The organism is Salisaeta longa DSM 21114 (genome assembly GCF_000419585.1).
In the GTDB taxonomy this organism is placed as follows: Bacteria; Bacteroidota; Rhodothermia; order Rhodothermales; family Salinibacteraceae; genus Salisaeta; species Salisaeta longa.
Genome location: NZ_ATTH01000001.1, coordinates 805,179 through 826,714 on the forward strand (window position 1 = coordinate 805,179; position 21,536 = coordinate 826,714).

Here is a 21,536-nt window from a genome sequence, read left to right on the forward strand (position 1 = left end):
AATGAGCGTTACGTAGCATCGGTACGAGCGGCAGCGTCCGGCGGTCCGCAGAGCGCACGGTACCGATCCACCAGTTGGTAGACGGCCACGCCGTAGGCCACCGAGACGTTCAGCGACTGCTTGGCCCCGTACTGCGGGAGCTCCAGGGCAAGGTCGGCGGCGTCCATCCACACGTCATCCACGCCGTGCACTTCATTTCCAACCACGAGGGCCAGTGGAAAGTGATGCGCCGCAACGGCGGAAGGGCGGGTGGGCGTATCGGTGATTTCGAGGACGCCAACAGTGTATCCGTTATTGCAGAGAAAGTCAATGAGCGTTTCTGGTGCTTCATGCTGTGTCCACGGAACGGTGTCTTGCGCGCCTAACGCCGTTTTTTGGAGATCGGGGTGAGCGGGCGTGCCGGTGTATCCGCTGAGGTGGACGTGGTGGATGCGGGCGGCATCGGAGGTGCGAAACATCGATCCGACGTTGTAAATGGACCGCACGTTGTGCAGCACGCCCGCGATGGGGTGCCGGGGTAACGTGGCGAGCTCATCGGGGGTGGGGCGGTCGATTTCGTCCCAGGTTAGCTTTCGCATGGGCGGTCTGGTCGTTACGTTACAACGGGGCTTCGCATCTTTTGCCCTGTAAAGTTATCTGTCCAACCTTCCATCCACCATGAAAAATAGATTCCGTACGGCCACCTGGACTGGTCTTCTCCTTGCTTTTGTTGCCCTTGCGGGCTGCACGACGCTGCGCCAGGTTACGGCGCTGCGGAATGTCACGTTTGGGCTCGACCGGGTGGCCCAGGCGCAGCTGGCGGGCATCGACCTGCGTCGCGTCCAATCGTACGAGGACCTGCGAGCTACCGATATGCTGCGGTTGGGCGCGGCCGTCGCGGATGGCGAGCTGCCTCTGTCGTTTACGGTCCACGTGAACGCGACGAATCCCGAGAGCAACAGCGTGGCGGCGCGGCTTACCAAAATGGATTGGACGCTCATCCTGGATGGCGAGACGACCGTTAGCGGTGTGTTCAACAACGAGACGCTGATTGAGCCGGGCACCACGGCCGATGTGCCGGTGCCGGTGCAACTGGATCTGGTGAAGTTCTTCGGCAACGGACTGCAAGACCTGGTGGATTTGGCGCTGGCTGTAGGGGGCGAGGGGCCGCCGCAGAACGTGAAGCTGCAGGTTCAGCCGACGATTCGCACGGCGTTGGGACGCATCAAGTACCCGCAGCCCATCACGGTGATGCACGAATCGGTTGGAGGAACGACGCAACCGGCACAGTAGCGCTTTTCCCACACAGCATGTACCACCACTTGCACGGAAGTCCATGGATTGGTCTGGTTACGTTCAGCTCACCCTCCGCGAGTGCGTCGCGGTAGCCGACGATCTGCTCATTTTACGGGTTGAAAGTCCCGAAGCCATAGATTTTACGCCGGGGCAGTACGCAACGCTCGGCGTTCACGACGAAGCGACCGACCGGCCGTTACTACGCGCGTATTCGGTGGTGGCAACGCCCGGCGACCGTATGCTCGAGTTCTTTGTGGAGTTGGTACCCGACGGCGCACTCACCCCGCGACTGTGGGCGCTGGAATCGGGCGATAGGCTCTGGATGCGAAAGAAAATAGTTGGTCGTTTTGTGCGCGACACCGATCGGCAGCACCACGTGATGGCGGCCACGGTGACGGGCGTGGGGCCGTACGTGAGCATCGCTCGTCAGTTGGCAGCGGAAGCGGCGGAGGGCATCACGCCACCCCAGCTTCTGATCATCCATGGAGGCAGTCGCTCGTGGGAGCTGGGCACGTACCGCGACGAATTGCATGCGATGAGCACGCGGTACGACTGGGTTTCGTACGTCCCGACCGTCAGTCGACCGTGGGAGGATGCGGAATGGACCGGCGAGCGTGGCCGCGTGGGCGACGTGCTGCGGAAGCACTGGGACGCGGCGCGCTTTCCGCTGGAGGACACCGCGGTGTACGCGTGCGGGCATCCGAAGATGGTGCAGCATGTGGAGGCGCTCGCCCGGCGCGCGGGCCTGCCGGAGGCCGCGTTCTACGAGGAGAAATACTTCGTCGAGCGCCGGACCACGTGAGGCCGCACCCTGCAATCCCGGCCCCGAGCGGCCGTTCGACCTGCCACTTTATGTCTGTTATTGCAAATATAGAATGATTGCGTTTGGGTTCGCTTGATTTGACATTCGACCGCAATCGTTGAATAGCTATCGATACGTGGCTTCTCTTTTGTGCTCTTGCTATCTGCGGCCCGCGTTCCCCCGAAACGAATGATCCCCACACGAGGTGGGTCTGCACCGGCCGGGCTGCGATGCTTTAGGCTGCACGGATGGTAGCTCGCCCGGCCGTCGCCTCTTGCATCTGATTGGTAAACGCCGCCACGGCGGACGGGCGTATGCCGAGCGTGAGCCGAACGGTGGCCGTGTATTCTGCATCCACTGCTGCCGTATCGAAACGGTCGATCACGCGCCGCACGGCGCTGGTGTCGTCATACGCAAACGCTACGATAACCTGCGTGCGGCGGACGATGGTTTGCGTGCCGGCATCGTCCAATGCAGCCGCTGCGGCGTCTCCGTAGGCGCGCACAAGGCCGCCGGTGCCCAGCTTGGTGCCGCCGTAGTAGCGCGTCACGACGACGACCACGTTGGTGATTGCGCGGCCGTCGATGTGGCGCAAGATGGGTTGTCCGGCCGTTCCGCTGGGCTCGCCGTCGTCGTCGTAGTGGAACGTCTGCCCCTCCGGTCCCACGCGGTAGGCACTGCAATGGTGGGTGGCCTTGTGCTCGCGCGATCGAATGCGCTCTACGCATGCCTGCGCTTCTTCGCGGCTTTCCACCGGCATCGCCTCGGCGATGAAGCGCGACCCCTCTCGTTTGAGCTCCGCCCACCCGTCGCCCGCGAGGGTCCGATACGTATCGCTGCCGTCCATCCCATTGCTTACCCAATCACCATAGTTCGCTAATGCCAAGGTAACACGAGACCCGTAACCTATTGGTTGCATCCGTCCTGTCCACCAAGCATCTGCCCTCATGCCGAGTGCTCCATCCGTTCGCGTTCCGTCCGTGGCCCGCCTGCTGCCCGATGCGGTGCAGCAAAGTCCAACCGTTTCGCGTCGCGGACTGCTGGAACGCCTTTTCACCACGTGGTTCGATGGCTGGGTCTACAACCAGATCTGGGAAGATCCGCGCGTGGATGCCCGGGCGCTGCAGCTGGATGGCAACAGCCGCGTGCTCACCATCGCCTCGGGCGGATGCAACGTCCTCAACTACCTCGGGCACGGCCCCGAACGCATCACCGCGCTCGACCTGAATCCGGCCCACCTGGCCTTGACCCGATTGAAGCTGACGGCGCTTCGCCGCGTGCCCTCGCACGATGCCTTCTACGACCTGTTTGGGCACGGCGATCGTTCCTCCAACGTCTCAATCTACACGAGGCACCTCCAACCACACCTCGACGACGACACGCGCGCCTTCTGGACGGCGCGTCGCGGGTTGCGTCGCCAACGGCGCTATCATGTGCTCGCCAGCGGGTTGTACGACCGCAGCCGCATGGGGCTTTTCCTGCGGTTTGTACACGGGGTGGCACGGCAGATGGGGCTGCAGCCCGAGCGCTTGCTGCAGGCGCAGACGCTCGCCGGGCAGCGGGCGTTCTATCAGCGCGTGGTCGCGCCGTTTTTTGAGCGCCGGTGGGTCGCCTGGCTCACCCAACAACCGGCTACGGTGTTCAGCCTGGGCATTCCGCCGCAGCAGCACCGGTTCATGGCGGAAGAGTCGAGGGGCGGTGTGCTGGGGCTCTTTCGGCAGCGGCTTCGCACCATGGTCTGCGAGTTTCCGATTCAGGACAACTACTTCGCGTGGCAGGTCTTTGGCCGCCGCTACGATCATACGCACCGCCGGGCCATTCCGCCGTACCTGCGCGCCGAGGCTTTTCCTGCGCTCCGAGAGCGCGCGGGCCGCGTGGATACGCACGTGGCCTCGTATGCCGACTATCTCGCAGCGCAGCCGACGGGCGCGTACAACGCGTTTGTGCTGCTCGATGCCCAGGATTGGATGACGCCCTCGGCCATTGCACGGCTTTGGCGCGAGATTGCACGGGTTGGCGGCGCCGGGGCGCGCGTTATCTTCCGCACGGCGGGCACGCGCTCGCCGGTCGAGGCGGCCCTGCCGACGGCGCTCCGCTCGCGCTTCACCTACCACCGGATGGCCTCTGAGCGCCTGCACGCCCACGACCGCTCGGCCATCTACGGCATGTTTCATCTCTACGAGTGCACAGCATGAGCACCGCGCAACGCATGAACCGGATGTATCGCTACACGCGCCACGTGTACGACCTCAGCCGGCGTTACTACCTGCTGGGCCGCGATGATACGCTGGCGGCGCTGGCGGCCGATGCCCCCGCAACGGTGCTGGAGATAGGGTGTGGCACGGGCCGCAACCTGCTAGAGCTCCACGAGCTCCTGCCAACGGCGACGCTGTACGGCCTCGATGCGGCGACCGTGATGCTCGACACGGCGCGCCGGTCGATAGACCGGCATGCGCCCGATGCGTCGGTGCGGCTGGCGCAGGGCCTGGCCGAATCGTTCACCATGGACGTGGCCTTCGGACGTCCGGGGCCGGTTGATGCCATCGTCTGTTCGTACGTCTTGTCGATGCTGGACGACCCGCGGCCCGCGATTGACCGGGCGCTTGCGCAGCTGCGCCCCGGCGGCGCGCTCTACATCGTCGACTTCTGGGACATTGCCGACTGGCCGGCGCCGGCGGCAGCCCTCCTGCGCCAGTGGCTTGGGCTCTTTGGCGTGCGGCATCGCCCGGCGCTCCACATGCACCTGCATGCCCTCAGCCAGCGCGGGCGCGTCGACGACCTCGTCATTACGCCCATTGCCGGCCGGTACGCGTACCGCGCGGTGCTCCGTTGCCCCCCAACAGAACGCGGGCGACCGCCGAAGCCGTCGCCCGCGCACCAACCGTCCATCGTGTAGCACGCGTTCGCGCGCGACACGCTGCACAGGGTTTAGGCTGTGTTTAAAACACCTCGCGGACTGCGCCCGGTTGGAGAGCCGCTGCTGCTGCGTTGTTCTGCATCGCGGTAGGCCCGCTACCGCTGCTTCGAACGCCTTGCAGCTCCGGCTTCCCCCTCGGGCTCGCGCTCACGTTGACTTTTTAAAACACAGCCTAGTTAAAGATGTAGCGGATGCCCAATTGCGCCCGCCAGCGTGACACGATGGCCACGTTGTCCTGGAACGTCCGCTGCGGGCCAATCCATTCAAAGACGGGCTCGCCGGCCGCGTTGTAGCGCTCAAACCGCAACACCTGCGTGCTGATGGGCACCTCTCGCACGCCCCAGGCGCTGTTGAGCAGGTTGGGCACGTTGAAGATGTTCAGCGACACGCGCAGCGTATTCGCCGTCGAGCCAACATCCAGGGTGAAGTCCTGCGCCACCTGCAGGTCGAGCGTCGCAAACCACGGACTTAGGGCGCCGTTGCGTTCTGCAATTGCGCCGCGCACGCTGCTCAGGTACTCGTCCTGGGTGATGTAGCGGTTGAGTGCCGACCAGTTGCTGGGGTTCACGAGGTTGATGTCGCCCGGTCCGGTGGGCACGTACATCAGATCGTTGTTGATGACGCCGTCGCCGTTCATGTCGCCGGCGTAGGTGTACGAGAACCGATCGCCGCGTCCTACCTCAAAGAACATCCCGACGGTCGTCTTGTAGCGCTCGGCATACGCCACGCGGTAGCTCGCAGCGCCGATGATGCGGTGCTTCAGGCCAAACTCCGAGAAGCTCAGCTCCGGGTTGTTCGGATCGACCGACACCGGGTTGCCCTCGAACAGCACCTGCGCAATCTCGGTGGAGGTCAGCTTGTTGCGGGCCTGACTGTACGTGTAGGCCAGGCGCGCATTTACACCCAAATCAAACTGCTTCTTCAGCTCGCCGGTGACGCTCCACTGGTAGCCTTCGTTGGTGTTATCCATCACGTAGGCGCCCGCTACCTCGTCGTTGATGCGGGTGGACGTCTCGTTGCCGGGATTGGTCACGTTGCCAAACGTGGGGCGGCCGTCGGGCGCAGTGCCGGTAGGCCGGGCCAGGTTGGCGTTGCGCACCACAATGGCGTTCAGGTCATTGCCGTACAGCGCGTTCACCGTGGCAATGACGTTGCCCGGCAGTCGTTGGTCAATAGCCAGGCTCGACTTCCAGACCTGCGGCCAGCGGAAGTCGTCCGACAGCGCGTTCACGATGCCCAGGCAGCCGTCGTTATTAGGCGTGTTGATGCAGCTCGGGTTGTCGGTGCCCTGGTTCGTCACCTGGTTGCCAATCCATACAAACGGCAGCCGTCCGGTGAAGATGCCCGAACCGCCGCGGATCTGCGTGGTGCGGTCGCCCAATACGTCCCAGTTGAAGCCCACGCGCGGCGACCACAGCGGGCGCACCTCGGGCAGTTCGCTGGTGTCAATCCGCTCGTTGTTCCGGAAGCGCAGCGAGGCGATGGCTTCGTTGCGCGGAATATCCATGTAGTACACCGGCATATCCACGCGCAGCCCGGCTGTAACCTCCAGGCGATCGCTCACCGTGTACTCGTCCTGCACGTACAGCGCGCCTTGCCCCACGTTTGTCTCATCAAAAGCAAACGTCGGGTTGTCCGGGACAAACTCGTTCAGCTCCAGGAAGCAAGGCCCATCGGCCGGATCAACGCCGGGCGCGCTACACGACGGATTGCTGGGATCTGTGTACGCAAAGAAGTCGTCGAGCGATTGAAACCGCGTGCCCCCGAACTGCACAGGCGCGACGAAGAGCCCGTACTTAAACAGGTTAAACGAGTTGTTGAACCAGAATTGCTCGTAGTTCACGCCCAGTGTGATGGTGTGCCTTCCGGCAAAGATGCTGAAGTTATTCGTGAACTGAAAGACGTCCTGGTCCAGCAGGTTATTGATGGAGAACGGCTCATGCCCGGCCGTGGTGTAGAGCAGCCCGTTCTCAAAGATCTCCAGCGTGGGAAACGGGGTGCTGAACGGCTCCCGGTTATCGCGGAAGGCCGTGTAGCCGATGATCGTCTTGTTGGTGTAGCGGGTGCCAAACGAGCCGTTGTACTCGCCCACGATCGAGTAGATGTCGTTGTTGATCGTGTAGCCTGCGTTCTCGAAGGGCAGGGTGTTCTGATTGGGCCCGCGGCGGAAAATGGCCACCGGGTTGGCGTTTAGGTCTTTGGCGGCGTTCAGGTAATTGAAGCGCAGCGTGGCCGTCTGGCCGGTCGCGATATTCCAGTCCAGCTTGGCCAGCAGCTTGTCGTTGGTGGTATCCAGCAGGTAGCCGCGGCCAAAACCGCCCGTGTCGTAGTTGTACTCCTCTTGCAGCCGCTGGCTAATCCGTTCCATGACGTCGGCCTGCACGCGCGATACGTTTGGCCCATTGTTGTTGGGGTTGCCATCGGTGTCCGCGCTGAAGACGGAGCCGGGATCGTCGCGACGCACAATCTCGCCGTTGACGAAGAAAAACAGCTTGTCTTCAATGATTGGCCCGCCCACGCTGATGCCGGCCTGGTTGAAGGTGAGGTCGGGCTCAAAGAGCGTCGCGCTGCCCACCTGATCGCCAATTAGGTTTTCGTTGCGCGTGAAGTAGTAGGCCGTAGCGGTCAAGTCGTTCGTGCCGCTCTTGGTGACGGTGTTTACGCCGGCGCCGGTAAAGCCGCCCTGGCGCACGTCGAAGGGGGCGATGGAGACCTGCACCTGCTCCACCGCATCCAAGCTGATGGGCTGCGCGCTGGTTTGGCCGCCGGGCACGGGCGAGTCGAGGCCGTACGGGTTGTTGAAGATTGAGCCGTCGACGGAAAAGTTGTTGTACTGCGTGTTGCGTCCGCCAAAGCTCAGGCCGCTGGCCTGCGGCGTCAGCCGTGTGAAGTCTTGCGTGCTGCGGCTGATGGTTGGCAGGGCCTCGATGGCGTCCTCCTGCACAAAGGTGGAAATCCCGCTGCGGTCGCTGTTGAGGTCTGACTCTTCGCCTACCACAACGACTTGATCGAGGGCGCGGGCTTCTTCCTCAAGCACCACGTTCAGCTCGCGGTCTTCGCCCAGCTGCAGCCGGATGCCGGTTTGCTCGGCCGGCTTGTAGCCAATGAAGGTGACGCGGACGGTGTAGGGGCCGCCGATGCGCATGGCGCGAAAGAGAAACCGGCCCTGCGCGTTGGTTGCTGTGCCGTAGCGCGTGCCGGTGGGGGTATGAATGGCAAGGACGTTGGCGCCGGGCAGCGGCTCGCCCTGCGTGTCGACGACGGTGCCGTGCATGGCAGCACGCGTGACGCCCTGGGCGGCGGCTTCGGGAATGGTCCATGTGAATCCTGCCAAGAGCAGGAGGATGACGGTACGGTAGGTGTAAGTCATGAGTGTGGTGTTTGAAGATAATAGTTTGAACACATACTACCATACGATGGCTATGTAACGAATTGAAACCAGTTACACAAGACTTAGCCGTAACGTTGAAGTGTATTCACGTTCGGGCGCTCTTTCAGGTAAGGGCCAGCGCCGCTACGGGTCGGTCAGTTTGTGGTCCCATGCGCTTCAACGCTGCGCTGGGTAACGGCTCAAGATTGGTCCTTATAGGTCGAGGGTTTGTTGCCTGTCGGGCGGCGTGTTGGATGTGGACGATGCACCCTTCCCCCGCCGCCCGCGCCGGCTGCCGTGGCGCTCCAGTATCTCGGCGGCTTGTTGCTGCACTGCAGGCCGCTTGCGCGCCGCGGCGATGCGTTGGCGTGCCTGCGTGACGGCCGTCTCGTGCCGCACAATCGGCGCCGGATAGGTGCGCCCGATGCGGCACCCGCACGACGCCTGCACCGAGCGGGGCATCAGCCAGGGCGCATGCACGTAGGCGGTGGGCACTGGGGCGAGCGCCGGTAGCCAGCGGCGAATGAAGGCGCCGTCGGGATCGTGCTCACGGGCCTGCTTGGTGGGGTCGTACATGCGCAGGGCGTTGATGCCGGTGGTGCCGGATTGCATCTGCAGCTGACTGAAGTGAATGCCGGGCTCGTAGTCGGTCCAGCGGCGCGCCAGCACGTCCTTGAAACGGCGCCAGTCGAGCCAGAGGTCGTACGCGGCAAAGGAAACGAGCATTGCGCGCATCCGGAAGTTGAGGTAGCCGGTGGCCGTGAGGGCGCGCATGCAGGCATCCACCAGCGGGTAGCCGGTGCGGCCCTCGGTCCAGGCTTCGTAGTGCGCGGCGTTGAAGGCATCGGCGCGGAGGGCGTCGAGCGCCGGGATGAAGCTTTCGTGCTCGATGCGTGGCGCCGACTCGAGCTTCTGGATGAAGTGATCGTGCCAGTGCAAGCGGCTCTCGAAGGCCGCGAGGGCCCGATGCCACGGCGCCGCCCGCCCCACGTCCGCCTGTCGCTTGCGCGTGGCATGAAGCACAGAGCGCAGGCTGACCGTGCCCCACGCGAGGTGCGGACTCAGCCGCGAGCAATGGTCGAAGGCGGTGTTGGGGCTGGACAGCTGCTTGTGGTAGCGCCGCCCGCGCGTCTCCAAGAACGAGCGTAGCACGCGCTCACCGGCCGCGGCGCCGCCACGTTGCACTGTATCGTACGACGCCGTCAGTCCGAGGTTGTCGGCTGTTGGGATTGTGCCCGGCCGTATCGGCACCGGGCGCAGCGCCTCGGGCGGCGCCACCGGCGGGTCAGCCATGTGGGCCGTCCAGCGATCAGACCAGGTGTCGCGGTCCTCAAGTCCCCGAAAGACGCCATGCTGGCGGATTTCGTGAAAGGGGAGGGCATGGACGCGGGCCCAGCGGCGAACGTTCACGTCGCGCGCAAACGTGCGGGCGTTGCCGGTTTCCTCGTGCGCCCACAGCGTGAACGCGCCTGCTGCCTCGTACAGCCGCTGAAACGTGGGCACCGCGTCGCCCTGACGCACCACCAGCGGCTGCCCGCGTGCGGCCAGCGCTTCGCGCAGCGCCTGCAGGCTTTCCCGAATGAACGCCCAGTGCCGCGCCGAGAAGTCGGGGGCGTTTACCACCTGCGGCTCTACGATGTACAGCGGTAGCACCGGCCCGCGGCCCGCGGCTTCGCAAAGCGGCCGATGGTCGGTCACGCGCAGGTCGCGCTTCAGCCACACCACCTGCAAATGGTCGGGCGCGTGGGGCGATGGGCGGGCGTCGGTGGGGGGAGCGGGCATCGTTGGCGGGTGTACCTTCAACGGAGCTGTTACGTGGTGTCAGCAACCCTGCGCCGTGTGCCGCTGATTGCACGACCGTGTGATTCAGGGCAAACGCTGCGGCCCCACGGAAAGAAGTTGCAGGACACGGGTTCAGCGTAGCACAGGCACGTAGGAATTGCAGCGTGTGCCTGCAACGTTTTCGGTATGTTGCCCGCGCACGTCGATCTGCCTCCGACGGCCGCCTGTAGGACCGACTGCATTCCCTTTTCCTTGGATTTCTGCGCTTATGCTCCGCTCCTCGTGGTCCGTGCTGCTTCTTAGCACGTTAACGCTGGCTCTCGTCTTGGCTGGTTGTGGCAGCGACGCGCCGTCGCAGGGCGGGCCGCCGAACGGTGATGACACGATTCCGTCGGTTGAGGCTACGATCGCGCAGTATGGTGCATTGCCCCTCCAGGAACGCCTCAGCGGCACCGTCCGGGCCAAAAACCAGGTGGCGATTTATCCGGAGATCAACGCGCGCATTGTGGCGGTCATGGTCCAAAACGGGGACTACGTGAACACGGGCGACCCGCTCGTGCGCCTGAACGATGACGTGTATCGCCAGCAACTGCTGCAGGCCGAGGCCCAGCTGCAGATTGCACGCGCGCAGGCCGCCGAGGCTAAGGCCACCCTGGAAGAACGCCGCCTGCAGCTACAGCGTACCGAGAAGCTGGCGCAGCAGAATTTTGAGAGCGCCCAGCAGTTGCAGTCCATTAAAGCACAAGTGGCTGCAGCCAAAGCGCGCTACGAGCAAGCGCAGGGACAGGTGATGCAAGCCGAAGCCACCGTAGCGGAGCGCCGGGCCGATCTGCAACGCACCGTGGTGCGCGCGCCCACCAACGGCCACATCGGCATGCGCAACGCCGAAGTGGGGCAACGCGTGGACAGCAGCACGCGGCTGCTTACGATGGGAAGCTTCGACGAGGTGGAGGTGCAGGTTGATGTAACGGACGAGCTGCTTGGCAAAATTAACGTGGGGCAGACGGCGCGGGTACACGTTCCATCTAGAGACACCACCTTACAGGCACGCGTCTCGCGGATGTCGCCCTTCATCAATCCGAATACCTATCGGGCCGCTGCAGAAATTGACGTACCGAATGCTGACGGTTTGCTCAAGCCGGGCATGTTTGTGGAGGTCGACGTGGAGTACGGCGAAAGCCAGCAGGCAACGCTCGTGCCGGTGAATGCCCTGTACGAAGATCCGCAGACCGGCACGCAAGGGGTGTTCGTGGCGCCTTCGCTTGGGCAAGAGGTGCCGGTGGAGATGCCTGGCAACTACAACCCCAACAACCCGCCGCCGCTGACCAGCCCGACGCCCACTGTTTTCCGCCCCATTGAAGTGATTGCGGAAGGGCGCCACACGGCCGGCATTCGGGGCGTAGACCCGGGCACGTGGGTCATTACTGTTGGGCAGAACTTGCTGAGTCGCCCGGAGCAAAACCGCGTCGATGCCCGCGTGCGCCCGCAACCGTGGAATCGTATTGTGGCGCTGCAGCGCCTGCAAGACCAGGATCTGCTCCGTCGCTTCATGAAGAAGCAGCAGCGCCTGGCCCGGCAACGCGGAAGCTATGATGCGGGCAATACCTCAACACCCGCTGCGGCCACCGCCGCGCCCGACTCACTACAGTCGAGCCGCGTGCAATCTGTAGCCCTTACGTCTACCCCTTAGCCTCCGCCGCACGGTCTTTTTCCCCACGCCCCGCTGTTGTTATGTCGATGACTGATGTTTCCATCCGGCGCCCGGTGGCCACCACAATGGCCTTCCTGGTGGTTATTACTGTCGGAATCGTGAGCTTTACGTACCTGCCGGTCGACCTTCTTCCGGAAATTGAGTACCCGCGCCTCACCGTCTACACCAACTACGCCAACGTGGGGCCGGTGGAGATGGAAAAGATCATCACCGACCCGCTGGAGAATGCGCTGTCGGGCGTGCCCAACGTGCAACGCATGACGTCGCAGTCGGAGCAGGGCGGCAGCTACATCAACCTGGAGTTCGCACAGGGCACCAACCTGAATGCTGCCGCGAATGATGTGCGCGCCGCGCTCGACCGCATCCGCGACGATTTGCCCCGCGAGGCCGAGCCCCCGGGCATTTGGAAGTTTGACCCCAACAGCATCTCGGTGGTGGATATCGCCGCGGTGTCGCAGCGGCCCTTGCCCGAGCTCACGCGCATCATGGAGCGCGACCTGGCAAAGCAGTTCGAGCAGATTGAGGGCGTTGGGACGATTGAGATTGAAGGCGCCATTCGTCGCGAAGTGCGCGTCGCGTTGCAACGCGACCGCCTGCAAGCCCTCGACCTTTCGGCCCAGGAGGTGCAGCAGGCCCTCGCGCAGGCCAACTCAACCGTGCCCGGCGGCAACGTGAAGGATGGCATCAAGAACCTGTACGTGCGACCGCGGAGCGAATTCTCATCCATCGACCAAATACGCAACACCGTGGTGGCCATGCGCGATGGGCAGCCCATCCGGGTGTCTGATGTGGCCGACGTCATTGACGGGTACGAGGACATCCGGCGGCTGGCTGAGCTGAACAACGTGCCCATCGTGCGGATGTCCATCCAAAAGCAGAGCAACGCGAACACGGTATCGGTGGCCAATGAGGTGCGTGCTGCCGTAGAGCGGATCAATGCAGGACGCAATGATCTGACGCTGACGGTCATCAGCGACCAGAGCGAGTTTATCCAGAAGTCGATCAACAACGTGAAATCGTCGGCCATCTGGGGTTCGCTGCTGGCGCTTCTGGTGCTGTATCTGTTTTTGCGGAATGGCTCGACGACGTTCATCATTGCCACGGCCATTCCCATCTCCATCATTGCTACCTTTGGGCTCCTGTACTTTGGTGGGCTGACGCTGAATCAGATGACGTTTGGCGGCCTGGCATTGGGAGTAGGTATGATTGTGGACAACGCCATTGTGGTGTTGGAGAACATTGTTCGACAACGGGAAGAGAACGGGCGTTCATTGAAGGAATCGGCACGCATTGGCACGCGGGAGGTGGCGGGCGCCGTGATTGCGTCTACACTTACCACGTCGGTGATTTTCTTGCCGCTCGTTTTTGCGCGCACCACGTCCGCGGCGCTCTTTCAGGCGCTTGCCCTGGTGGTGGTGTTCGCGCTGTTCTGCTCGTTGCTCGTCGCGCTTACGCTCGTGCCGATGCTGGCCAGCCGTTTCCTCAGCGTATCGAGCGGGGGCGAGGCCCAGCAAGATCCATCGGCTTTTCAACGCCTCTTTCGCCGGCTCGAAAATCGGTACAAGAGCGTCATCCGTTGGGCGCTGCAGCATCGAACGACCGTGTTTGGCACAACGGCTGTGCTGCTTGTGGGCGCCGTGGTGCTCTGGCCGCTGGTGCCGGTTGAGCTGGCTCCGCAGACCGACACGAGCGAGATCGACATTGAGCTCGAAATGGCGCAGGGTACAAATATCGCGGTGGTGAACGAGTACCTGGAAGAGCTGAACCAGAAGGTGCGCCCGCTCCTGCCGAAACAGGACATGGAGAACTACGCGAAGGTGATTCGCGGCGACGACGGCGAGATTGAGATCCGGCTGAAGCCCGCGGGCGAGCGCACCACCAACAGCTTCGTGCTGGCTGATCGCATCCGCGAGGCCGTAATGGGCACGGTGCCCGGCGCCCAAATTCGGGTGGAGGCGCAATCGGGCCTGTGGGTGCTGCGCCGCGTGTTTAGCAGCGGCAGCGGGACGCAGGCGGTGCAAGTCGAGCTGCGCGGCTACGACCTGGACGCCGCCCAGCGGCTGTCGCAGCAAATCAAGCAACGCCTGCAAGAGATTCCGGGCGTTACCAATGTGCGCTCGGGGCGCCGCGAGGGACGACCGGAGCAAGATGTGCTGCTCAACCGAAGCAAGATTGCACGCATCGGCCTGACCCCCGATCAGGTGGCCAACGCGCTGCAAACCAATGTGGGCGGCAGCCGGGCCGGGGTCTTTCGTGAGGACGGCGAGCAAATTCCGATCATGGTGCGCCTCCGTCCGCAAGACCGACTGACGACGGAAGACCTCCGCAACGTGTCGGTGCGCACGCCCAGCGGCGAAAACGTGCCGATCTCGGCGCTGGTTACCACGCGCCAGAGCCGCGGCCCTACGTCCATCAGCCGCATCAACGGGCAGCGTGTTACGTACATCAGCGCATCGCTGGAAACAGGCATTGCGTTGGGAACGGCTGTTGAGCGCATCCGCGCCGACCTGAGCACGGTGAACCTGCCCGAGGGCTTCTCCATCACCTACGGCGGCGAATACCGCGAGCAGCAGCAGGCGCAATCGGACTTCCTCATTGCCATCATCATGGCGCTGATTCTCATCTACATGGTGATGGCCGGGCAGTTTGAGCGGTTCTTTGATCCGCTGATTGTGATGTGCAGCGTGCCGCTGGCACTTGTGGGCGTTATCCCGACGTTGCTTTTAACAAACACGACGCTCAACATCCAAAGCGTCATGGGCATCATCATGCTGATTGGCATTGTGGTGAATAACGCCATTGTGCTCATGGATTACATCAACCTGTTGCGACGCGAGCAGGATCTGTCGCTTGAGGATGCGGTGGCAGAAGCCGGCCGGTTGCGGCTGCGGCCCATCCTGATGACGACGCTTACCACCGTTTTGGGGCTGTTGCCGCTGGCGCTGGGATTGGGCGCGGGCGCCGAGATTCAGGCGGCGCTGGCACGCACCGTGATTGGCGGGCTCACCGCTTCCACCCTCATCACGCTGGTGCTCATCCCCACGGCTTATGTGAGCGCCGAGCGCTTGAAGCGCCGCGTGCAGGCACAGCTTCCCAACTGGCACTGGCTGCCAAGTGGACAGGTGGCCCCCTCCAAGTGACGCCGCGAAAGGGCGCGCCCGGCGGGGCTTCCGTACGTTTTCCGTGAACCCCTTGCAGAACCTCTGGGCGACCCTTTAGTTGTACCTGTGAAAACATCGGGACATGGCGCAGTCCGGTTAGCGCGCCGCTCTGGGGGAGCGGAGGTCCCCGGTTCAAATCCGGGTGTCCCGACTGTTGCAGGCATCTAGCGGATGCTTGCTTGTGCGCTTGCCCTGGGCCGTTTCTGGTACTCGTGCCGGAGACGGCTTTTCTGTACCTGCATCGCAAGCGCTTCGTCCCACCTACCGACGACGCTTTCTGTTTATGGCCACTGATGCTTCAATCGCTGCGGGGAAGCGCTTTGCACACGACATGAAGCGCATCCGCGAGGCGCGCGATGTGTCGCGGCAAGACATTCAGCGGGCCACGCGTATTACGCCGGTGCTCATCGCCTCGTTTGAAGAGGACGGCCTCTTCGATCATCCGTCGTTTAACCGGGTGTACCTGCGGTCGCTGGTTCGTGCCTACGCGGAGTGCGTCGACCTTCCGCCCGATAGGGCCTTGGATGCGCTCGACCGCGCGCTGGACGGCAACTATCAGCACGAGATGGCCACGCAGTTCCTGGGCAGCAGCCCGCCGGCTGAAGATGTGCCGCGCGAGGCATCGGGTGCATCCGATGCGGAAGATGAAGTAGAATCCGATGGGTCTTCCGGCGAGGAGGGAGCAACCGAGGAAGATTCGGAAGCGAGCGATCAGGAGGACGCGGCGCATGATGACGCCTCCGCCGATACAGCGACGCGCTGGGGGATTCCGTCTGAGGAGCCTGCGCGTTCGCCGGAGCCGTCGTCGGTGGCAGGTGATGCTGCGTCGCCGGAGGCTTCCTCACCTAGCGCTAAAGCACAGACGGCCGGTTCCACGCGGGCGGCGGGTGGTGCGCCTTCGTCTGATGGCGCCGCGGGCACGCGCCGGTGGCTGGTCCTTCTCGCGGGCGTCGTGGCGGTGGGGCTCCTTGTGGGCGTTGGGTGGTGGATGTACGCGCAACTGGGTGCGCCCCCATCATCGCCTGTCGTTCCCCCGGCCGATACCCTGACGCGCGCCGATACCATGGGCGCTGCGGTCGATACGGCGGCCGCGCCTCCCGCCCCGCCACTCGCCGACGTATCTATTGGCGAGGTGATGGAGCTCACGGTGATTGCCACGGGCCGCGTGAGTCCCATCCGCGTACAGCGCGACAGCGACCTGCGGCGGCCGTACTGGATCAACGCGGGCGAAGCAAAGATCTTTCAAGCGCGCTCGCGGTTTGTGTTAGAAGAAGCACTCGACAGCATCAGGGTGCGCCTGGAAGGCTATCCGTATCCGCTGCGACCCGGCGCCGACGGCCGCGCGGTCATCAGCCGCGACTCCGCCCTCATCTTTGTCGATAGCTTGCGGGGCGAACCGCCGCGCCCGGTGCCCTCCCCCGACACCATTCCGCTCCCGCCTGCCAGCCTGTAAGCCCCTCTCGCCAACGCTTCTGTCATGGATCTGCTGAATGAAACGCGTGCGCTGCAGTCGGACCTGGATGCGCCAGACGACCCGTCATCGCTCGATCGCTCCGAGGCAGCGGCCCTCGCCGAGCGCCTGCGTCCGGTGCTGCGCCGGCACGCCCATCGGTACTACGTGCAGGATGCGCCGCTCATCAGCGATGCCGAATACGACCGCCTCTACCAGGCCCTGCAAGCCATTGAGCAGGCCCACCCCGCCCTGCAAACGCCCGATTCGCCGACGCAGCGTGTAGGCGGCGCGCCCATTGATGCGTTCGAGAAGCACACGCACCCCGAGCCGCTGCTGTCGCTCTCCAACGCCTTCGACGCCGGCGACGTGCGCAACTGGTACGACCGCTGCCGCCGAGGCCTGCGCGACGCATTCGGCGATGTAGCCCCCGCCGTAGTGGCCGAGCTCAAGATCGATGGGTTGGCCGTGGCCCTCACCTACCGGGACGGCCAACTTACCACCGCAGCCACGCGCGGCAACGGCACGGTGGGCGAAGACGTCACGCACAACATCCGCACGGTGCACCGCATTCCGCTCAAAGTACCGGTGGACACAGACGTCGCGGTGCCCGAGCGCATGGAGGTGCGCGGGGAGGTCTTCATGCGCAAAAGCGAGTTTGAGGCGCTCAACGAGCGTTTGGCCGCCGCCGATGAGCAGCCGTTTGCAAATCCGCGGAACGCAGCGGCGGGGAGCCTGCGTCAGCTGGACCCCACGGTGACGGCCGAGCGTCCGTTGAGTTTTTTCGGATACGGTCTGGGGCCGGTCAGTGAAGATGCACCGGCGCTCGACACGCAGCACGCGGTCATGGAGCATCTGGCGGATTGGGGGCTTCCCACGAGCGACCACGTCGCGCGCTTCGCGGCCATCGATGCGGCCATCGACTTTTGTACCGAATGGGCCGAGCGGCGCGACACGCTCGACTACGAGATTGACGGCGTGGTGCTCAAGATTGATCGCTTCAATTACCAAGCGGCCCTCGGGAGCATCTCCAACGCACCGCGCTGGGCGGTGGCGTACAAGTTTCCGGCCCGCGAGGCCACCACAACGCTCCAGGCCATTGAGGTGAACGTGGGCCGCACGGGCGCGATTAAGCCCGAGGCGGTGCTCAAGCCGGTGCACATTGGCGGCGTCACCGTGTCGCAGGCCACCCTACACAACCAGGACTACATCCGCGACCGCGACATTCGCGTGGGCGACACGGTGGTCGTTAAGCGCGCCGGCGACGTCATTCCGCAGGTGGTGGCGCCCGTCCCCGACGCCCGCTCGGGCGACGAAACGCCGTGGCGCTTCCCCACGCATTGCCCCGTGTGCGGCACCGAGCTCGTGCGCCTGCCCGACGAGGCCGACGTCTACTGCATGAATACCGAGTGCCCGGCGCAGTTTAAGCGGCTGGTGGAGCACTTTGTGCAGCGCAACGCCATGGACATCGAAGGGCTGGGCGAGCGCGTGGCCCATCAACTGGTGGACGCCGGGCTGGTGTCGTCGCTCGACGACCTCTACCGCCTGGAGGTGTCTGATCTGATCCCGCTGGAGGGGTTTGCGGAGAAGAGCGCATCGAACCTTGTCGCGGCCATCGAGGCATCGAAGGAGCGGCCGCTGCATCGCCTCATCTACGCGCTGGGCATCCGGTATGTGGGCCGCACGGTGGCGCGTACGCTGGTACAACACTTCGACTCGATGGCGGCCCTGCTGGCGGCTTCTGCGGAACAGCTCGAAGCCGTGGATGGCGTTGGCGCCGTCATTGCCGAAAGCATTGTGGATTGGGGAGCGGTGGACGACAACCAGGCGCTCGTCGCGGCTTTGCGGGCCGTCGGCGTGAACACCGAGCGGCTGCCGGAGGAGGCGCCTTCGTCGACGACTGATCACCCGCTGGCCGGAAAGACCGTGGTGCTCACCGGCCGCCTCGATGCGTTTACGCGCCGCGAGGCCAAAGATCGCATCACGACCGTGGGCGGGCGCGTGACCAGCAGCGTGAGCGGGGCCACGGACTTCCTTGTGGCCGGTAAAAATGCAGGGTCTAAGCTCGCGGACGCCCAGGAAAACGACGTGCCGATCCTTGATGAAGACGACTTCCTGGACCTGCTGAATTAGACTGTCCTCGCGGCTGCGCCCGCTTGGACAGCCGCTGCTGCTACGTTGTGCTGCATCGCTGTAGGCCCGCTCCCCCTGCTTCGAACGTCGTGCAGCCACGGGCTCGCGCTCACGTTGAGTTTTAAACACAGCCTAGAACAGTCCAGCGTAGGTCTGAAAGGGAGGCGTCTGCACGCCCCCGGCGCGCCGCCGTTTGGGCGGGGAGCGCGCCTCGGGTGGATCCTTCGTCCCGGGCGGGCATTAGCGATGTGCTGTATGCGCTGATCACAACGCCCCCTATGGATATTCTGGAAAAGATTGGCTGGCGAAAGCCCAAGGCCCGTCCGGTCGGACAGAGCCTCGAACGTGGGCGCGCGCCCGGAGACGACGGCACCCGTCGGGCCCTTTTGCTTCGTGTGGGCCTTTTCGTTGCACTGCTTGCGGCCGCCGTGCTGGCCTTTCCGCAGGGCGACACGTTCGAGTACACCGTGCAGGTGGGCGACGTATGGCGACAGCCGACGCTGGTGGCACCGTTCAACTTTCCGGTGTACAAAGACCCGGCGCTCGTGCAAGCCCAGCGCGACAGCGCCCGCGCCACCGCGCCGCCGTACGCCCGCGTGCGGCCCAACGCGCTGAACAATGTGCAAGCGCGGCGCGACACGCTCCGCAAACAGCTCGATGAAGTTGTGTCCGCGTACGCCGCGGCGCAGTACCACAGCCAGCAGGGCGACGCCGCTAAAGCCCGCTCCGACTCGCTGCGCTACGTCGAGCTGCGCCGCAACACGCCTGTGATGCTAACCCCGCAGCAGTGGCGCATGCTCGTGCAGTACTATGTCGACAACCTGGAGGGCCTCTCGCAGGCTACCCGCAACCCCTCGGCCCCTACGACGCGCCTTGACGTTCGGTTGCTCGACGCGGCCTACACCATTGCCGAGAACGTGCTGCAGCAGGGCGTACTCAACGTCGCCCGCGATACGCTCGCAGCAGCATCGGTGATCATCCGTAACGAGGAAGAGCGCGTGCAGCAGCGCGTGCCCATCGACCAGGTGTACGGACTCAAGGAGGCGTACCAGTACGCCGAGCAGCAACTCAAGAAACGCTTCCCCCAACATCCGCAGTGGGTGGAGGCTGGGATGGTGCTTTTTCGCGACATCTTTCAGCCGTCGCTGCACTACCTGGCCCAAGAAACCGCCGAGGAGCGCAAGCAACGGGCGCAAACGGTGTCGCCCATCCAGGGCGGCGTAGAGCGCGGGTCGATTGTGGTGAGCAAGGGCGAGCGCGTGACGCCCGCGATCAAACAAAAGCTGACCTCCCTTGAGCGGGTGCGCAACGAGCGGACCGAGCCTACCATTCTGTGGCAGCGCCTCTCGGGCGAGATCCTCTTTGGCGTCCTCACGTTTGGCTTTTTCTTCCTCTACCTGTTTGCGCTGCGGCCCAGCATCTGGCGCCACGACCGCTCCTTCCTCATTGTCAACATTCCGCTTCTCATTGCCGTGCTCCTGTTTGCAGGGGTGGTGCGGTTGCCGTGGGCGTCGTTGTACGTGGTGCCGGTTCCGCTCATCGTAACGGTGCTCACCATCATCTTCAACTCGCGGCTCGGGCTGTTTAGTGCGCTCACGCTGGCCTTGATGGGCGGACAAATTGTGGGCCTCGATTTGGAATACACCTTCGCCACGTTTATCGCCAGCGCGGTTGGTGTCTTTAGCGTGCGCGACATCAAAAACCGCGGGCAGTTCTTTGGGAGCGCCCTCGTCGTGTTGCTTGCTTACATGCTCGTGCTGGTAGCTGGGTGGCTGTATATGGGAACGCCCGTGGAGCGCCTCGGCACGAACTTGCTCTATGCCAGCATTGGCGCCTCGTTTACCATCGCCGGCCCCATGCTGCTATGGACGCTGGAGCGGCTGTTCGACATCACGACCGACCTGACGCTCCTGGAGCTATCAGACACCAACCGTCCGCTCCTAAAAGAGCTCAGCCTGAAGGCCCCAGGGTCGTTCAACCACTCGATGCAGGTGGCCAACCTCGCTGAGGCGGCCGCCGACCGCATCGGGGCCAACGCGCTGCTTGTGCGGGTGGGCGGGTTGTATCATGACATCGGCAAGATGAAGAAGCCGGAGTACTTCGTCGAAAACCAGAGCGGAACGAACCCGCACGATACGCTCAAGCCCAAGATGAGCGCGCTTATCATTGCGAGTCATGTGAAGGAGGGCGTCAAGATGGCAAAGGAGCACAACCTCCCGCAGCGGGTGCTGCAGTTTATCCCAACGCACCACGGCACGTCGCGCATCGAGTACTTCTACCGGAAAGCCCAGGAAGACCGGGCCGAAGACGCCCCCGATGTGCTCGAATCAGAGTTCCGGTACCCCGGCCCGCGCCCACATTCGAAAGAGACCGGCATCCTGATGCTTGCGGACGGTGTGGAAGCCGCCAGCCGAAGCCTCGATGATCCGTCGCGCAAACGCCTGCAATCACTCATCGACCTCATCTTCAAGGATCGCATCGAAGACGGTCAGCTTGACGATACCGATCTCACCTTTCGGGACCTGCAGGCCATCAAGGAGACGTTCCTCAAGATGCTCACGGGCATCCATCACGTGCGGGTGAAGTACCCCGATCAGGATGACGAGGAGGCGCCGGAAGGGACCGCCGATGCACCGGACGCGCCCACCGAGCAGCAGCCAATCGTGTCGGTAGCGCCGGGCGGGCCGGAAGCCTTCAACAACGCGGTGTCCGTTCTCATGGAGCGCGACGTGTGGGGGACGCCGGAGCAGAGCATCAGCATTGACAACCTGCGCAACATGCCGGGCATTCGTCCGCACGTGGCCAACAAACCCGCCGGGGCCGATTCGGTGGCCGCGCGCAACGGGCCGGCCCCATCAGAACACGAAGGCACGCCGGCGGCCCGCGATGATACGAAAGCATCGCCGGCGTCCGATGACAAAGCAGAAGAGTGAGC

At 63.9% G+C, this 21,536-nt stretch carries 13 protein-coding genes and 1 tRNA gene; 10 read left to right on the forward strand and 4 right to left on the reverse strand.

The genetic code is table 11. The annotated features are described in order from the left end of the window. Positions 1–8: 8 nt before the first annotated feature. On the reverse strand, positions 9–578 hold the full coding sequence (locus SALLO_RS0103445) for a TrmH family RNA methyltransferase (protein WP_022834922.1): 570 nt from the start codon (positions 576–578) through the stop codon (positions 9–11). Between the two features lie 79 nt (positions 579–657). On the opposite strand from SALLO_RS0103445, the gene SALLO_RS14930 reads away from it, so the two are divergent. Next, positions 658–1,272, forward strand: coding sequence for an NDR1/HIN1-like protein (locus SALLO_RS14930; RefSeq protein WP_022834923.1), 615 nt, complete (start codon positions 658–660; stop codon positions 1,270–1,272). 43 nt (positions 1,273–1,315) lie between these two features. Beyond that, positions 1,316–2,077: an FAD-binding oxidoreductase gene (locus SALLO_RS0103455; RefSeq protein ID WP_022834924.1), complete on the forward strand. Its 762-nt coding sequence runs from the start codon at positions 1,316–1,318 to the stop codon at positions 2,075–2,077. Between the two features lie 235 nt (positions 2,078–2,312). Here SALLO_RS0103455 and SALLO_RS0103460 read toward each other — a convergent pair whose 3' ends face one another. Beyond that, positions 2,313–2,924 carry an IMPACT family protein gene (locus SALLO_RS0103460; protein WP_022834925.1) on the reverse strand — a complete coding sequence of 204 codons (612 nt, stop codon included), beginning with the start codon at positions 2,922–2,924 and terminating at the stop codon, positions 2,313–2,315. 100 nt (positions 2,925–3,024) lie between these two features. Here SALLO_RS0103460 and SALLO_RS0103465 point away from each other — a divergent pair, with 100 nt between their 5' ends. After that, complete coding sequence (locus tag SALLO_RS0103465; RefSeq protein WP_028566855.1) at positions 3,025–4,272, forward strand: DUF3419 family protein; 1,248 nt, start codon at positions 3,025–3,027, stop codon at positions 4,270–4,272. Further along, entirely contained in the window at positions 4,269–4,973 is a 705-nt protein-coding gene (locus tag SALLO_RS14935; protein ID WP_022834927.1) for a class I SAM-dependent methyltransferase, read from the forward strand. Before SALLO_RS0103465 ends, SALLO_RS14935 begins: the two co-directional genes overlap by 4 nt. A gap of 193 nt (positions 4,974–5,166) precedes the next feature. On the opposite strand, the gene SALLO_RS0103475 is transcribed toward SALLO_RS14935, so the two are convergent. Together SALLO_RS0103475 and SALLO_RS0103480 are read right to left on the reverse strand one after the other, a co-directional pair. Beyond that, a complete protein-coding gene (locus tag SALLO_RS0103475; protein ID WP_022834928.1) occupies positions 5,167–8,364 on the reverse strand; it encodes a TonB-dependent receptor in 3,198 nt (1,065 codons plus the stop codon). 213 nt (positions 8,365–8,577) lie between these two features. Beyond that, positions 8,578–10,146 carry an FAD-binding domain-containing protein gene (locus SALLO_RS0103480; RefSeq protein WP_022834929.1) on the reverse strand — a complete coding sequence of 523 codons (1,569 nt, stop codon included), beginning with the start codon at positions 10,144–10,146 and terminating at the stop codon, positions 8,578–8,580. A gap of 268 nt (positions 10,147–10,414) precedes the next feature. Here SALLO_RS0103480 and SALLO_RS14940 point away from each other — a divergent pair, with 268 nt between their 5' ends. The 6 genes from SALLO_RS14940 (at position 10,415) to SALLO_RS14950 (ending at position 21,534) form a co-directional block, all read left to right on the forward strand. Continuing rightward, a complete protein-coding gene (locus SALLO_RS14940; RefSeq protein ID WP_022834930.1) occupies positions 10,415–11,836 on the forward strand; it encodes an efflux RND transporter periplasmic adaptor subunit in 1,422 nt (473 codons plus the stop codon). 47 nt (positions 11,837–11,883) lie between these two features. After that, positions 11,884–14,997 carry an efflux RND transporter permease subunit gene (locus tag SALLO_RS0103490; RefSeq protein ID WP_228702766.1) on the forward strand — a complete coding sequence of 1,038 codons (3,114 nt, stop codon included), beginning with the start codon at positions 11,884–11,886 and terminating at the stop codon, positions 14,995–14,997. A 97-nt stretch (positions 14,998–15,094) separates the two neighbouring features. After that, positions 15,095–15,169 (forward strand) — tRNA-Pro (locus tag SALLO_RS0103495). 132 nt (positions 15,170–15,301) lie between these two features. Continuing rightward, on the forward strand, positions 15,302–16,471 hold the full coding sequence (locus SALLO_RS17605) for a helix-turn-helix domain-containing protein (RefSeq protein WP_022834932.1): 1,170 nt from the start codon (positions 15,302–15,304) through the stop codon (positions 16,469–16,471). 24 nt (positions 16,472–16,495) lie between these two features. After that, on the forward strand, positions 16,496–18,601 hold the full coding sequence (ligA, locus tag SALLO_RS0103505; protein WP_022834933.1) for an NAD-dependent DNA ligase LigA: 2,106 nt from the start codon (positions 16,496–16,498) through the stop codon (positions 18,599–18,601). Positions 18,602–18,879: 278 nt separating this feature from the next. Next, positions 18,880–21,534, forward strand: coding sequence for an HD family phosphohydrolase (locus SALLO_RS14950; protein WP_022834934.1), 2,655 nt, complete (start codon positions 18,880–18,882; stop codon positions 21,532–21,534). Positions 21,535–21,536 lie beyond the last annotated feature (2 nt).